Below are 14,453 nucleotides of genomic sequence, written 5' to 3'. Positions count from 1 at the left end.
CCCAGGGGAATATTACCAGTTCGAAGCAAATAAACAGCTATTTTGTAGAAATTTTCCGCTTCAGGCAAACCTGTCTAACCGTATTAACAGCCAGCGCCACCATTCAAGTCCTTGATAGTCATAGTACTTGTCGTAGTAACGTTCCGGCTATCTTTGACTGTGATAGTCACGGGAGTATCTGCAATCACGCAACGTGTACCCTGAGTACCCAAACTGACGTTCACAGTAAGGCCAGTGAATGTCAACGGATTCGCAGCATCAGGCACAGTACCTGCGACACTGGACAATAGTGTGTTGCTGGTAAATACCTGATATGGCGATGTACCACCAGCAATAGTCAGCGGTATAACAGAATTATTTGTCTCGTTCACAGTCCAAACTGCAGGGCTCAGGGTTAATCCACCCGGTGCAGCAACAACCGTTATCGCAACAGATGAAACGGTACCTTGACCATCTGTGACAACAATAGTTGCAGCACCTACCCTTGCCAACAAGACAGAAATATTGCCTGCGCTAGCCAACGTTGGACCAGATGTTACTGTTGCCGTTCCAGGCACACTGGAAACCACAGAGTATGGAGCACTACCACCATCAACCCTGATGGTAACCACATCGCCAACATATCCACTGATAGTCCCCGGAGCGACCGAGAGTGCTGAGTTCGTTCCAGATACGACATTGACAGTAATAGATATTGACGCCCCAACACTATCAACCAATCTGACCGTGGCAGAACCTGGAGCAACCCCAGTAATTGTCATCGTGGATCCAGACACTCCTACAGTAGCTACTGAAGTATTGCTGCTGGTCGCCGCATAAGGTGCAGTACCGCCACCAACCAGGTAAGCAGGTGCTGAGCCAGGCGCGATAGTGACCGTAGCTGGTGCAGAAGTATAAAGAGCAACTGTCGCTCCAGAGCCAACACTTACAACAATGGTAACTGAACCACCAGCAGCGTCTTTCACAACGATGTTGGCTGTACCGGTTGCCAATGCAGTAATCGCGAAAGTACTACCAGTAAGTGTTGCCGTCGCAATCGAAGTATTGCTACTGGTGACTGAGTAAGGCGCAGTACCACCACCAATTTGGTAAGCAGGACTGGCGCCAACTGCGATAGTTACCGCACCAGGTGCAGTAGTGAACAGGGCATTTACGTTACCGGAGCCAATTGTCACATTCACATTAATGATCGCACCAGCAGCATCACGCAGCACTACAACTGCCTTGCCGGAACCTACGCCAGACAAAGTCAGGCTATTTCCAGATGCGGATGCTGTAACGACCGAGGTATTGCTGCTAGTAGCAGTGTAAGGAGCACTTCCGCCGCCCATTACATAAGTACCACCACCACCGGCCGTCAAAGTAATATCACTAGGGGCTGTCGTATAGAACGGTGCGCCAGAACCAACTGTGACCGTGATCGTAACGGTGGCACCCAAACTATCCTTAACGATGACTGATGTTGTTCCAGCTGAAACACCACTGATCGTGAATTTGTTGCCATTGATACCTACACCCGCGATCTGGGTATTGCCACTGGTGACCGTGTATACCTGACTACCACCACCGATAGTGAAGGTAGGGCTGGATGTACCTATGCCAACCGTCAATACAGTAGGAGCAGATGTAAACAAGGCCGCTGTTGAGCCCACAGTTACTTTGATTAACACATTGCCGGATGCAGCATCACGAAGGATAACGTTAGCTGAACCAACGCCAACACCTGTGATAGTCAATTTTGTGCCTGAAATACTGGCTGTTGCCACTCCGACGTTGCTGCTACCCACGCTATACGGACCGTTACCACCGCCAACCAGATAGGTTACAGCAGAAGAAACGCCAACGTTGATATCATTGCCGGCAGTAGAAAAGAGTGCATCAACAGAACCGATAGTAACGTTTATGCTAACCAGCCCGCCAATAGAGTCACGTACAGTCACCGTTGCTTTACCCCCGGTAACGCCGACAATAATGAAACGATTTCCAGAGACAACTACGTCCGCAATCTGATTATTGCTGGAGCCAACGGTATATACAAGGCTACCGCCACCTATCGTATATTCAGCCGATTGAGCACCAACAGCTACGGTCACTGTATCCGGCGCATTGGTGAACAATGCCAGACCAGTACCAACAGTCACTTCTATAGTTACAGAAGCACCCGCTGCATCTTTTACCGTCACGGTTGCCAGACCACCGCCGCCCCCCTTGATTGTCAAGGTCTTGTCAGAGACTGTCACAATCGCAGCACCATTGCTACTGCTTGCAGAGTACCCAGGAACACCACCACCGATAGTGTAGGTTTGCGTAGCACCCGGGGCTACGGTTATTTTGTCTGCAGCTGTCGTAAACAGCTTGGCACCATTACTTGTATTACCAGCTGAACCACCGCCGCCGCCACAAGCCGTCAGGCCTATCAGTAAGATCAGTGCGAATAAACCGCGTATATACTTCATCATGAAACACCTATATTTTTTACGAATTCAGAAAATCGGTTTGCCATTCAATGACATTCATCTCAAGCCCAGAACTCTTTATTGTTTGTTGCTAAATTTCTCTGCAACAATCTTGGGAGTAATAAAAATCAGCAATTCAGTTTTGTCATTCGTGCGACCAGTGGTTTTAAACAAATTGCCAAACAATGGGAGGTCGCCAAAGAACGGTACTTTTGTCACACTATCGCGCTCAGTTTGCTGGAATATACCACCCAGAACAACTGTGCCGCCATTTTCAACCAGGACGATGGTTTTTACTTCTTTGGTATCAATCGCAAAGCCAGCCCTGGTTTCTTGACCGACGCTGTCTTTATGCACGTCAACATCCAGGATCACGTTACCATCTGGAGTAATTTGCGGCGTCACTTCCAGTCGTAAAGTTGCCTTACGGAAGAAGATCGAGGTCGCACCACTTGAAGTAGCAACCTGATATGGCAATTCCGTACCTTGCTCTATCGATGCTTTCAACTGGTCAGCCGTCACAACGCGTGGGCTAGACACTATTTTACCCTTGCCATCTGCTTCCAATGCTGACAATTCCAGATTCAGAAAGCGGTTGGCAGCGGACGAGAACAGACTGACTGCCAGACTGCCAGGATTCAAACCATTAATACCAGCCGCAGGTAAGCTCACAAATTGCGTATTTGGAACATAGCTTTGATCGGTTATTTTTGCTTGCAGTGTCTGTTCACCAACACCGAGGTAATTACCAGTCAGGGCCACTCTTTGATTTCCTGCTACCTGGTAACCAGCATTACCGCCGGCGATGCCGCGTAAGTCAGCAAAACCCAGTTTGGCACCGAGGTTTTTACTGAACTTATCATCTGCTTCAACAATGCGTGCTTCTATCAATACTTGCCTCGAAGCGATATCGGTTTTGGCAATCAGCTTGCGAACCTCTTCCAGTTTGGAAGGGATATCAGTGACAAACAATTGATTCGTACGCGGCTCAATCACGGCGCTACCACGCTTGGAAAGTATACGGTTGGTACTGCCCGCATCGACACCAAAAACCTGTTTGAAGGCTTCAGCTTTCTGATAATTGAGCTGGAATGATTCCGTTTTCAGCGGTTCCAGTTCAGCGATCTGTGCTTTTTGCTCAAGTTCAAGTTTTTCTTTGGTCAGCAATTCTTCTTTTGGTGCTATCCAGATGACAGAACCATTTTTGCGCATATCCAGTCCTTTGGACTGCATGATGATATCGAGTGCCTGATCCCATGGCACATCTTTCAAGCGCAAAGTAATCGTGCCGTTGACAGTATCACTGGCAATAATATTGAGACTGCTGACTTCTGCAATAATCTGCAAAATGGCGCGAATTTCAATATTCTGGAAGTTGAAGGACAGGCGTTCGCCACGATACCCCTGTGTGCCCTGTGTCAGCTTGTTCGGATCTTCCTTGATAGGTTTGACCTCAACCACAAACTGGGTATCACTCTGGTAAGCACTATGTTCCCACAAGCCAGTAGGCTCAATGACCATACGGACATTTTCACCATTTGGCGTAGTAGTGATCAGTTGCACAGGAGAACCATAGTCAGCTACGTCAAGACGACGGCGCAACGATTCTGGCAAGCTGACTTTGAGGAAATCGACAACAATTTTTTGTCCTTGCTGGCGAATATCAACTGCAACCTGATCCAGTGGCAAATCGATGACAACACGGCCTTCGCCTGCTGCGCCACGACGGAAATCGATATCACGCAAAGCACGTTTTACTGCCGTCGCTGGCTGTACATTGACTGGTAAGCCTTGAGAATTGACTGCCGTTGCAACACCGCCAGAAGCATCAATCGTGACAATGAGAGAATTACCATCAATTGCCGTTGCATAGTTGAGTGACTTGTTCAGATTGAAAATCAGGCGGGAACGACCAGTTGCCTCAATCAGGTTAATCCCCCTCAAATCGCCCATGTTCATCTCGAATGAGGTTTTACCAGTGTTATTGCTGACATCTGCAAAATCAATAGCTACCCTGGCAGGATTGGCAATGGCAAAACCCAAAGGAAGTTTTTCCAAAGGTTTTTTCAAGGTAATCTTGACGATGATGTTCGCCCCTTGCTGGTTAGCAGTTAACGACTCTATTGAGTTCGTCTGGGCGAAAGCCGCACTGCAAAAACCAAGCAACGCAAATAAAATAAATTTAACCAATTTGGCGCCCCTTATACTTGTATTTATCAACGCATTCATTTCTTTGCCTCCTGCAACTCTAACTTGGATTGCCGCTCAGTCCAATCACCCGCCGCATCCTGAACCGTTTCCTTGATTTCGATTTCACTCTCCGAAATTTTTGTAATCAGTCCGAAATTCTGACCCACATAAGAACCTAACTTGACTTGATACACCGTCTTATCCACTTGCACGAGGGCATACACCATCTTGTTTTTTTCGATTGTGCCCACCATCTTCAAGCTATCCATAGGAAAAGATTCGAGCGCCTCCCGTGGCCTGTCCATATTGGGCTTGAGACCATTGCTTGATTCAGCCTTCAGGCGCGCGAGCACCACGAGTAATTTGGCAGGGTTAAAGGGCTCGATACTTTCTTTGCCACCGTATGCAAATGGCACGTAAACTTTCGGAGGACTGATCTTGGGGATAACCGCTTTTGCCTGCTTTTGCTCTGCATCCATCCAGGTACGCAGTTCTGTTTCCTGACTATCCCCACAAGCGGATAAGGAGAGCACCAAGGACAAACAGAGCGTCGATCTAATGACGATGTTCTTCATTTTTTAGGCTCCTTCTTCTTCTTCTCAGCCTGATCCAGAACTTCGTCCCTATTCAAGTAGCGGAATGTTTTCGCTGTCACATCAAGTATCAAAACACCATCCGGAGTACGGGTGATATTCAGATTGTTCAAGGTAACAATCCTTGGCAATTTTGCAACATCAGCTACAAACTGCCCAAGATCGTGATAATTGCCCTGGATCTTGATGGCAATCGGCAATTCTGCATAATAATCTTTTACAGCTGGCAACCCTGGTACAAAGGAATCAAAAGCCAATCCACGCCCCTGACCGGCCTGGTTAATGTCAGCCAGCAAAGCCGCCATTTCTGCCTGGCTAGGCAATTGCTTCTCCATGGTGGCAACATATTGTTGTACCAACTTGCGTTGTTCTTTCAGGGCATCCAGATTGATCGCTTGTTGCAGTTTTTGTTTGTACTCACCTCTGAGCTTGACCTCTTCAGCCTGACCAGTTTCTATGGCCGTCATCTGGCCATCCCATTGGAAATACCAGCCCAATGCAACTACAACAATCAAGACACCCATTGCAGACGCAATGCGTGGCGCAATTGGCCACAGGCCAGGGTGCAGTCCATTCAAGCCTTGAAACTGGGCACTTACCGACTGGCCAATTTCATTCAGATTAATCGCCATTTACAATCTTCCGTTGCATTGCATAAATAATCACACACTAAGGTTTTTTACCAGCATCGGCGGCTGACGAAGCAGGCGCTGGTGCTGCAGGAGCAGACCCAGGTGTAGCAGCTGCCAGCGAGGCGGCAGCTTGCGAAGCAGCTTCCTCTCGCTCACGCGGACGCTTGATACCTGCATTCACCTTAAATTCAAATACTTTTTTCGCATCCCTGCCCTGGCCCAAACCTGTAGAGTGAATGTCATTCAATTCTGGCTTGAACATCCAATCCGATTTATTACCCAGATTGCGGATAAACTCAGCAACCCTGTCTTGCGATTGTGCGTAACCGGCCAAAGTAACTTTCTGACCATCCTGATTCAGTTGCTTGAGGTAAACGCCTTCGGGTGTCAATTTGACCAATTCATCCAGCAAATACACAGGTTGATTACGATCTCCCTGCAAATCCTCAACAGCTTGCTGACGGGCTTTCAAGCCATCAATTTCCTGCCTCAAAGTAGCGATTTCTTTAATGCGCTCATCAAGTTTGGCGTTTTCTTTCTTGATAAATTCATTTTTTTCAGTCTGGATTGCCAGCTCATGTCCAAAGTAGGCACTGACAACCACCACAACCAAAGCACCTGCTATCGCAGCCAACAGCAGCAGGCCATAAAAGTCACTTTTTAGCTGTTTGCGCTTTTCTTCCCTGTGCGGCAGGAGATTAATCTTGATCATCAGCCAAATCTCCGTAATGCCAGACCGCAGGCAACCATATACGCAGGCGCATCATTGCGCAAAGCTTTCTCGTTGACGCCTGAGCCCAGCTCCATTCCCTTAAAAGGGCTGACAACTGCAGTAGAAATCTTGGTACGCTCAGCAATAATGTCGACCAGGCCAGGTATTACTGCGCAACCGCCGGACAAGTAAATCTGATCCACCCGGGTGAAAGGCGTGGAGGTGAAAAAGAATTGAATGGCGCGGGTCACTTCCAGTGCGGCGCTTTCCAGGAATGGTTCCAGCAATTCCATTTCATAGGTATCTGGCAGGTCACCATTTTTCTTTTTCTGCTCAGCTTCTTCTATGGAAAGACCATAATTTCTGACAATATCCTGGGTCAGCTGGGCACCACCAAACTGCTGCTCACGCTCATAAATGACTTCGCCATTGAGCATGATAAAGATATAAGTACGCTTGGAACCTATCTGGAATATCGCGTAAATCTGATCCTTGCCAGCATTTGCTTGCTGATCAACCAGACGCGACACGGCAGCACGCGCGGCATAGGATTCAATATCCATGACTTTGGCTTGCAAGCCCGCTGCCTGTATGATGGCTACGCGATCTTCAATTTTTTCTTTTCTAGACGCAGCAAGCATCACTTCTATATCTTCTTCCGCATTGGCCGCCGGCCCCAGCACACAGAAATCCAGGCTTACCTCATCCATGGAGAAAGGAATGTACTGACTGGCTTCGGACTCAACCTGCACTTCTAGTGCCTGCTCGGTCAAGGTCCCGGCGAGTATAATTTTTTTTGTAATGACGGCAGATGCCGGCATTGCCATTGCTACGTTTTTGGCTGAGGTCCCGCTTTTCTTGACGAGTTTGCGGACCGCCTCAGTCACTTGTTCAATATTCTCGATATTGCCATCCAGCACCGCACCCTTGGGCAGTGGTTCAGAGGCATAACGCTCAAGTCGATAGGACTTGTTGCTTCCTTCCGAAAGTTCAACAAGCTTGATATCGAGAGAACTGATATCCAGACCAAATAGTGGCGGATTTTTTCTGCCGAGCAACGAAGCCAGATCTAAAGCCAAGAATATCCCCTCACGATTACATCATCATTTCAATTTACACAAAATTACATGTGCGAAACATTATATTGCCAAAAGTAAATTGCCTTTAAAAACCGCTATTTACAAGACAATTATCCAAGCTTACATGAAATCCTAGCAATAAGACTGGCATTGGTAAAGCAATTTCCGCGCAGCACTACCCTTATCCGTTGCCAAATATCCACGTACATTTCGAATATTCTGAAAATTTGCTTACAAATCCACTTATCTACTGACAGTCTAATGCTCATGGAAGGCGGCTATAATGTCTGCTGCCTTATTTACAATTAGCCCCTATGTCAGATCAAAACCAAGAACCCGACAATCAAACTGAGCCACAAAAGCGCACTGCTGGAAAGCTTTTCGCCCGCATTGTACTCGGAACTACGGGTGTTTTATTCGGATTAGTTGTAGCAGGAGTATTAATTATTGGTTTTGCACTTACAATGGCTTATCCAAATCTGCCAGAACTGGACTCGATCACCAGTTACAAACCCAAAATGCCACTGCGGGTTTTCTCGGCTGACAATATGTTGATCGCCGAATTTGGCGAAGAGCGACGCAATGTCGTGCGCTTCAAGGATATTCCGGAGATCATGAAAAAAGCCGTGCTGGCGATTGAGGATGACCGATTTTATGAGCATGGCGGTGTTGATTACCAGGGCATTACCCGGGCTGCGGTACACAATCTGACTGGTGGCGCCAAGCAGGGTGCATCAACTATTACCCAACAGGTCGCCAGGAATTTCTTCCTGTCCAGTGAGCAAACCTTCAAGCGCAAGATTTATGAAATCCTGCTGGCCTGGAAGATAGAACAAAACCTTACCAAGGACCAGATCCTTGAAATCTATATGAACCAGATTTATCTGGGACAGCGCGCCTATGGTTTTTCTTCTGCTGCCCAAATCTATTTTGGCAAGGAGTTGAAAGACGTCACCATCGCAGAAGCAGCCATGCTGGCTGGCTTGCCAAAAGCGCCGTCAGCCTACAACCCTGTCGCCAATCCCAAGCGCGCCACCGTCAGGCAACAATATATATTGCAAAGGATGCGCAACCTTGGTTACATCACTGAAGCGCAATACGAACAAGCCAAGAATGAAGAACTGATCACCAAAACCAATAGCAATGAATTTGGCATTCATGCCGAATATGTTGCAGAAATGGCGCGTCAACTGGTGTACGAGCAATTCAAGGAAGAAACCTATACCCGTGGTCTGAATGTTTACACAACAATTACCAAGGCTGACCAGGACACTGCTTACCTGGCGTTACGTCGTGGCGTCATGGATTATGAAAAACGCCATGGTTATCGCGGACCAGAAGCCATCATTACCATTCCAGAAGGCAAGGAAGCTGCCGAAGAGGCGATAGAAAAAGAACTGGCCGAACATACAGACAGCGACGACTTGCAGGTAGCCATGGTGCTGGAAGCAACACCCAAGCTGGTCAGGGCGGTCTTGTCGTCGGGCGAAGAAATCCGTATCGAAGACACTGGCCTGACGTTTGCTGCCAGTGGCTTGTCCCCCAAGACGCCAGCGAACAAGCGCCTCCAGCGTGGTGCCGTGATACGCGTAGTACTGGAAGGCAAAAGCTGGAGTATTACCCAAATGCCTGAAGTACAATCCGCTTTTGTCGCCGCCAATACTACCGATGGAGCAATTCGCGCCCTGGTCGGTGGTTTTGACTACAACCTGAATAAATTTAATCACGTCACCCAGGCCTGGCGTCAGCCTGGTTCCAGCTTCAAGCCCTTCATCTATTCAGCATCGCTGGAAAAGGGTTTGTCGCCATCCACCATCATCAATGATGAACCTATCAGTTTTGATGCTGGCCAGACTGGTGGCCAGGCGTGGGAACCCAAGAATTATGACGGTAAATATGAGGGGCCAATGACCATGCGCCGTGGCCTGACCAAGTCCAAGAACATGATTTCCATCCGCATCCTGCACAAGATAGGCGCGAAATACGGCCAGGAATACACCAGCCGCTTTGGCTTCCTGCCGGAGAAAAACCCGCCTTACCTGACCCTGGCTCTGGGTGCAGGTGCGGTCACTCCCTTGCAAATGGCTGGCGCCTATTCAGTGTTTGCGAATGGTGGCTACAAGGTCAATCCTTATCTGATCTCCAAAATCACTGACAGCAATGGGCAGTTGCTGGTACAGACCAAGCCTGATATGGCCGGTGATGAAGCCAATCGTGTCATCGATGAGCGCAATGCCTTCCTGATGGACAGCATGATGCGGGATGTCGTCAAGATGGGTACGGCAACCAAGGCGCTAATACTGAAACGCCCGGACATCGCAGGCAAGACCGGCACCACCAATGATTCCTTCGATGCCTGGTTTGCCGGTTATCAATCCAAAGTCGTGGGCATAGCCTGGATAGGTTTTGATCAGCCGAGAAACCTCGGCAACAAAGAAACCGGTGGTGGCCTGGCCTTGCCTATCTGGATAGGTTATATGCAAAAAATCCTGAAAGATTTCCCGATAGAAGAAAGGCCAGTACCTAAAGGCATTATTGCTGCTGATGGAGATTTTTATTATGCGGAAAATCCACCAGGATCAGGCGTCAGCAGTCTGGCACCACCAATAAGTATTATTGAAGAGTAATACTAAACTCAGCGACCTTGTTCTTGCGCCACGCGGGACAAGGTGGCAAACAATTCTGAGCCGTCGCGGGTATTGAGCCAATGCTGGCCATCATATTTATAATGGAAGCCACCACTGCGCGCCGCCACCCACATTTCCTGCATGGGTGCCTGGCTGTTGACGATGATCTTGGAGTTGGTATCGACAAATTCTACCGTCAATACATTGCCGCTACGACTGCACTCGACATCGTACTCATCGTTTTCAAAGGCTTGCTCAAATAATTGCTCGACTTGCTGCAAGCAAGTATCTGCCAGCACCAGAAATTCAGATTCAGTCATGCTACACTCCAGCGTCTTTATATGTAAAAACGCCATTCTATACGGTGTTCAGGGAATACAAGATGCGCAAACTGATTAGCCTATTTTTCATCATGTCTTTATTGACTGCTTGCGGCCAGAAAGGTCCGCTGGTCATGCCAGCCAAACCTGCACCTGCTGCCAGCACCAGCACACCAAATCAACCCTGAGTATTTTCTTCTTCAGGGCGCAATGCAATAGCACCAGCCTGCGCCGGATGACAGCCCTGCACCCCACGATAAATGGCAGCAATACTGGCCATATCCTGTTCACGTTCACCAGTCAGATTGATGTAATCGACCAACGATACCTCTCGTTTGGCAAAATCAAACCAGGCGCAACCTAGAGGTACTTTTGCTGTAGTGGCAATATGATAAAAACCGCTGCGCCAATAGGGCTTGTGGCTGCGCGTACCCTCAGGCGTAATCGCCATCCAGTACCAGTCTGATCGGTTGATTTTTTCTGCAAGACGGGCAATCGCCCCAGTCGAGACACCACGCTCTACTGGCTCGCCCCCAAGATAACGCACCAGACGGCCTATGGTGGCACCAGTCAGGCCTTCAAATAACGAAGATTTGGCGATGAAATGAAAAGGCATGCCTATTGCCAGCTTGGCCAGTACGCCAACCACGAAATCCCAGTTCGAAGTATGCGGGTAGACGATGATCACGCCACGCGGCCCAGGCAACGGGCGATAACGTACACGCCAGCCTATCAGTTTCAGGATACTTATCGCGACACGTTGGGTACGTGTCGCCAGGGCCTTCTTTTCCAGTAAATAGTCTTCCATGTTTTACGCTGTGAGCGGGTCTGTGCCCGTATTCTTCAAAATCGCGATTATGCCGTGAAGAAATATGCGCTGTAAAACAAGATCAATGTGCGCCCGCAACATGAAAAGCAGGCAGGTCAGGAGGGAAACTCAAACCCCTGTAACGACTACCGGGTCGCGCCCAAGCCAGCGCCACCACAGTCGCAACATGAGCAAACCTGCAACGACGAGGCCAAACAATACCGGCTGGGAAAAATCATGCTTGCCTGCCTTCATCCAGAAGTAATGCAGCACACCCAGTGGCGCGATCAGGTAGATCAATTTATGCAGCCACTGCCAGCGTTTGCCGCCCAGGCGCTTGATCATGCCATTGGTACTGGTCGCAGCCAGCGGGATCAGCAAGACAAAAGCAATAAAGCCAACAGTGATAAAGGGGCGTTTGATGACATCTTTCCACATTTCTGCCACATCAAAGAAATGATCAAACCAGAGAAAGGTCATGAAATGCAGGAAGGCATAAAAGAAGGCATACAGGCCCAACATGCGGCGGCAACGGATAAGCCAGGGCATGTGAAAAAGCTTGCGCAATGGTGTCACTGCCAAAGTAATGCACAGGAAATACAGGGTCCAGTCGCCGGTATTGCGGGTGATAAATTCAACCGGATTAGCCCCCAGTTTATCCAGAAATACAAAACTGACCAGCCGGATAAATGGCAACAATGCCAGTATAAACAAGACTATCTTGAACCGGGAAACCTGCTTATTGGTGAGCAACATGGGGCGGTAATCCTAGAAAAACTTCTTCAAGTCCATGCCAGAATACAGCGACGCCACTTCGCTGTAACCATTGAACATCAGGGTCTTGCGCTTGCGGGCAAACAGACCATCTTCACCAATACGACGCTCGGTTGCCTGTGACCAGCGCGGATGATCAACATCCGGATTCACATTCGAGTAAAAACCATATTCGCTGGGTGCAGCAATATTCCATGCCGTGCGCGGTTGGTCTTTGACGAAACGGATTTTGACGATGGATTTGGCTGACTTGAAACCATATTTCCAGGGCAAGACCATGCGAACTGGCGCACCATTTTGATTTGGCAAGACTTCGCCATACATGCCAAAGGTCAGCAAAGCCAGTGGATGATTGGCTTCATCCATACGCAGGCCTTCGACGTAGGGCCATTCCAGTACAGGGCTGCGCAGGCCTGGCATTTGCTTTTTGTCTTCTAGCGTGACAAATTCAATATACTTGGCATTGCCTGTGGGTTCGACTTTTTTGATGAGATTGGACAGTGAATAACCTGTCCATGGAATCACCATGGACCAGCCCTCAACACAGCGCAGGCGGTAGATACGCTCTTCCAGTGGTGCCAGTTTCATCAGGCTGTCCAGGTCGAGTGTCAATGGCTTCTTGACTTCACCTTCTATGCTGACAGTCCAGGGACGCGGCTTGAGCGTGTGAGCAGTCACTGCAGGATCGGCCTTGTCGGTGCCAAACTCGTAGAAATTATTGTAGGTCGTTGCATCTTTGTAGGCGGTCTTCTTTTCTACCAGGGCATAGGCAGAATTCAGATTGGCAGCCAGCTTTTGTGCACCAGGGTTCTGGGCAAAAGCGGCGCGGTTGGCCATTTCAAACAGGGCTGTGCCAGCGATAGAGCCCAGCGCCATCTTGCGGATAAAATCACGGCGCGCCTCAAACACGGCACGCGGTGTAATTTCAGAAGAGTAAGGCAGGTCTATGCCATTGGGACTACGTTTGATCAGCATGGTGGACTCCGTGGTTGAGACTGGCGAAACAATCATTCGACATGACTATTCCGCCCTAGTTTCTCATGAGTCGCAGAATTCTGCTGATCCTTACAAATTAAAAACAGAACTTACAGCGTGCCGTAAGAATGCAGGCCAGACAGGAACATGTTCACACCCAGGAAAGCAAAAGTGGTCACTAACAAACCCACCAGCGCCCACCAGGCCGCAACCTGCCCACGCAAGCCCTTCATGAGGCGCATGTGCAGCCAGGCTGCATAATTGAGCCAGACGATCAGCGCCCAGGTTTCTTTGGGGTCCCATGACCAGTAACCACCCCAGGCTTCGGCTGCCCACAGGGCGCCAAGAATGGTGGCGATGGTGAAGAAGGCAAAGCCGACGGCAATTGCCTTGTACATGACATCATCCAGCACTTCCAGTGCGGGCAAGCGGTCAACCAGATAGCCTTTGGATTTGAGCAGGTAGGCAACAGACACCATGGCCGCCAAGGCAAAAGTCCCATAACCGATGAAATTGGCTGGTACATGGATTTTCATCCACCAGCTTTGCAGGGCTGGCACCAGAGGCTGGATTTCTGCAGCATCGCGACTGACGGTGTACCACAGCAGAAAACCAACAGCCGCTGAAATAATCAGCATGACAAATGGCCCCAACTGGCGGGTACGGTATTGCTGTTCATAATACAAATAGAACATGGCAGTAATCATCGAGAACAGGATGAACACTTCATATAAATTTGATACCGGGATATGACCAACATCGGCACCGATCAGGTAAGACTCATACCAGCGCACCAACATACCAGTAAAGCCCATGACCACGGCAGACCAGCACAAGACCGAACCTACCGACGCACCGAAGTCTGAACGGGCAATCAGGCCACCCCAGTAAAATAGTGTGGACAGGAAAAACAGAGTGCTCATCCACAAGATTGCCGACTGGCTGGATAGCAGGTATTTCAGGAAGAATTTCTTGTTCGCCATATCCAGCGAACCACCATATAACTGTATCGCGAACAGGCTCAGTATGGCCAGTATCACCAGCAAGGGGCGTACCGATTTCCAGTGCCAGCCCAGCCAGGCAAATGTCGGCGCTGCCAGCAAGACGATGGCTTTTTCATAGCCATCCATATACGAGCCAAAACGGCTGAAGGCAAACAGGGATGCCATGCATAAAGCCACGGCATACAACCAGTCAGCGATACTCAGTCGTTTAAAAAATCCCTGGTAGGGTGTGTAATTCTGTGTCACTTCCATCATATATCCCCAGATGCTTGGGCCATCAGGC

General features: G+C 49.0%; 13 protein-coding genes. 2 read left to right on the top strand and 11 right to left on the bottom strand.

Annotation, left to right across the window (positions count from 1 at the left end; genetic code table 11):
• Positions 1-83: 83 nt before the first annotated feature.
• The 6 genes from AC07OI_RS26195 to AC07OI_RS26170 form a co-directional block, all read right to left on the bottom strand.
• A complete protein-coding gene (locus AC07OI_RS26195; protein ID WP_495259226.1) occupies positions 84-2,459 on the bottom strand; it encodes a beta strand repeat-containing protein in 2,376 nt (791 codons plus the stop codon).
• 75 nt (positions 2,460-2,534) lie between these two features.
• Positions 2,535-4,685 (bottom strand): type IV pilus secretin PilQ, encoded by a 2,151-nt coding sequence (locus AC07OI_RS26190; RefSeq protein ID WP_495259225.1) that lies wholly within the window; start codon positions 4,683-4,685, stop codon positions 2,535-2,537.
• Entirely contained in the window at positions 4,682-5,221 is a 540-nt protein-coding gene (locus AC07OI_RS26185; RefSeq protein ID WP_495259224.1) for a pilus assembly protein PilP, read from the bottom strand. Before AC07OI_RS26185 ends, AC07OI_RS26190 begins: the two co-directional genes overlap by 4 nt.
• The gene (locus tag AC07OI_RS26180; protein WP_492705377.1) at positions 5,218-5,871 is read right to left on the bottom strand and encodes a type IV pilus inner membrane component PilO; all 654 of its coding nucleotides are present in this window, start codon (positions 5,869-5,871) and stop codon (positions 5,218-5,220) included. The genes AC07OI_RS26185 and AC07OI_RS26180 overlap by 4 nt, the downstream gene beginning before the upstream one ends.
• A 37-nt stretch (positions 5,872-5,908) precedes the next feature.
• Positions 5,909-6,583: a PilN domain-containing protein gene (locus AC07OI_RS26175; protein WP_492705375.1), complete on the bottom strand. Its 675-nt coding sequence runs from the start codon at positions 6,581-6,583 to the stop codon at positions 5,909-5,911.
• Positions 6,583-7,662, bottom strand: coding sequence for a pilus assembly protein PilM (locus tag AC07OI_RS26170; RefSeq protein WP_423031919.1), 1,080 nt, complete (start codon positions 7,660-7,662; stop codon positions 6,583-6,585). Before AC07OI_RS26170 ends, AC07OI_RS26175 begins: the two co-directional genes overlap by 1 nt.
• A gap of 314 nt (positions 7,663-7,976) precedes the next feature.
• Between AC07OI_RS26170 and AC07OI_RS26165 the strand changes: the two genes are divergently transcribed.
• The gene (locus AC07OI_RS26165) at positions 7,977-10,289 is read left to right on the top strand and encodes a penicillin-binding protein 1A (protein ID WP_495259223.1); all 2,313 of its coding nucleotides are present in this window, start codon (positions 7,977-7,979) and stop codon (positions 10,287-10,289) included.
• An 8-nt stretch (positions 10,290-10,297) separates the two neighbouring features.
• Here the strand turns inward: AC07OI_RS26165 and cyaY are convergent, their stop codons facing one another.
• Positions 10,298-10,609 (bottom strand): iron donor protein CyaY, encoded by a 312-nt coding sequence (gene cyaY / locus AC07OI_RS26160; protein WP_492705371.1) that lies wholly within the window; start codon positions 10,607-10,609, stop codon positions 10,298-10,300.
• A gap of 62 nt (positions 10,610-10,671) precedes the next feature.
• Here cyaY and lptM point away from each other — a divergent pair, with 62 nt between their 5' ends.
• On the top strand, positions 10,672-10,797 hold the full coding sequence (lptM, locus tag AC07OI_RS26155; protein WP_492705369.1) for an LPS translocon maturation chaperone LptM: 126 nt from the start codon (positions 10,672-10,674) through the stop codon (positions 10,795-10,797).
• Here the strand turns inward: lptM and AC07OI_RS26150 are convergent.
• The 4 genes from AC07OI_RS26150 to ccsB form a co-directional block, all read right to left on the bottom strand.
• Positions 10,788-11,417 (bottom strand): 1-acyl-sn-glycerol-3-phosphate acyltransferase, encoded by a 630-nt coding sequence (locus tag AC07OI_RS26150; RefSeq protein WP_492705367.1) that lies wholly within the window; start codon positions 11,415-11,417, stop codon positions 10,788-10,790. The genes lptM and AC07OI_RS26150 overlap by 10 nt on opposite strands.
• Before the next feature lie 129 nt (positions 11,418-11,546).
• Positions 11,547-12,173 carry a protein-methionine-sulfoxide reductase heme-binding subunit MsrQ gene (gene msrQ / locus AC07OI_RS26145; protein WP_495259222.1) on the bottom strand — a complete coding sequence of 209 codons (627 nt, stop codon included), beginning with the start codon at positions 12,171-12,173 and terminating at the stop codon, positions 11,547-11,549.
• A 12-nt stretch (positions 12,174-12,185) separates the two neighbouring features.
• Positions 12,186-13,166 (bottom strand): protein-methionine-sulfoxide reductase catalytic subunit MsrP, encoded by a 981-nt coding sequence (gene msrP / locus AC07OI_RS26140; RefSeq protein ID WP_495259221.1) that lies wholly within the window; start codon positions 13,164-13,166, stop codon positions 12,186-12,188.
• 110 nt (positions 13,167-13,276) lie between these two features.
• Positions 13,277-14,425 carry a c-type cytochrome biogenesis protein CcsB gene (gene ccsB / locus AC07OI_RS26135; RefSeq protein ID WP_495259220.1) on the bottom strand — a complete coding sequence of 383 codons (1,149 nt, stop codon included), beginning with the start codon at positions 14,423-14,425 and terminating at the stop codon, positions 13,277-13,279.
• Positions 14,426-14,453: the final 28 nt, after the last annotated feature.

The organism is Undibacterium sp. GW821-FHT07F11, assembly GCF_059418665.1.
The sequence above is the reverse complement of the archived record's forward strand: the minus strand, read 5'-3'. Positions and strand labels throughout refer to the sequence as shown.

Coding starts and splice junctions, on each gene's coding strand:
- AC07OI_RS26195 (WP_495259226.1), bottom strand. CDS start 2,459: ATGATGAAGTATATACGCGGTTTATTCGCACTGATCTTACTGATAGGC.
- AC07OI_RS26190 (WP_495259225.1), bottom strand. CDS start 4,685: ATGAATGCGTTGATAAATACAAGTATAAGGGGCGCCAAATTGGTTAAA.
- AC07OI_RS26185 (WP_495259224.1), bottom strand. CDS start 5,221: ATGAAGAACATCGTCATTAGATCGACGCTCTGTTTGTCCTTGGTGCTC.
- AC07OI_RS26180 (WP_492705377.1), bottom strand. CDS start 5,871: ATGGCGATTAATCTGAATGAAATTGGCCAGTCGGTAAGTGCCCAGTTT.
- AC07OI_RS26175 (WP_492705375.1), bottom strand. CDS start 6,583: ATGATCAAGATTAATCTCCTGCCGCACAGGGAAGAAAAGCGCAAACAG.
- AC07OI_RS26165 (WP_495259223.1), top strand. CDS start 7,977: ATGTCAGATCAAAACCAAGAACCCGACAATCAAACTGAGCCACAAAAG.
- cyaY (WP_492705371.1), bottom strand. CDS start 10,609: ATGACTGAATCTGAATTTCTGGTGCTGGCAGATACTTGCTTGCAGCAA.
- lptM (WP_492705369.1), top strand. CDS start 10,672: ATGCGCAAACTGATTAGCCTATTTTTCATCATGTCTTTATTGACTGCT.
- AC07OI_RS26150 (WP_492705367.1), bottom strand. CDS start 11,417: ATGGAAGACTATTTACTGGAAAAGAAGGCCCTGGCGACACGTACCCAA.
- msrQ (WP_495259222.1), bottom strand. CDS start 12,173: ATGTTGCTCACCAATAAGCAGGTTTCCCGGTTCAAGATAGTCTTGTTT.
- msrP (WP_495259221.1), bottom strand. CDS start 13,166: ATGCTGATCAAACGTAGTCCCAATGGCATAGACCTGCCTTACTCTTCT.
- ccsB (WP_495259220.1), bottom strand. CDS start 14,425: ATGATGGAAGTGACACAGAATTACACACCCTACCAGGGATTTTTTAAA.